General features: G+C 53.8%; 1 protein-coding gene. It reads right to left on the bottom strand.

Annotated features, from left to right (window positions below; genetic code table 11):
* On the bottom strand, positions 1 to 233 hold a 233-nt coding region (locus tag GT1_RS21990; RefSeq protein ID WP_223226451.1), incomplete at its 3' end, for a hypothetical protein.
* Positions 234 to 264 lie beyond the last annotated feature (31 nt).

Below are 264 nucleotides of genomic sequence, written 5' to 3' on the forward strand. Positions count from 1 at the left end.
GGTCCGGTAGCTCCAGTTTCGCCAGTAGGTCCAGTTGGGCCGGTAGTTCCAGTCGGTCCGGTAGCTCCAGTTTCGCCGGTAGGTCCAGTTGGGCCGGTAGTTCCAGTTGGTCCGGTAACTCCAGTTTCGCCAGTAGTTCCAGTCGGTCCGGTAACTCCAGTTTCGCCAGTAGCTCCAGTCGGACCGATAGGAGTAATATCTTCAATTGTCACAATTGCAGAGCCTTCAGTCACAGTAATATCCAGTGTCGTGGATTGGAAGATT

It is taken from the genome of Sporomusa sp. GT1 (assembly GCF_014634905.1).
Classification (GTDB): Bacteria; Bacillota; Negativicutes; order Sporomusales; family Sporomusaceae; genus Sporomusa; species Sporomusa sphaeroides.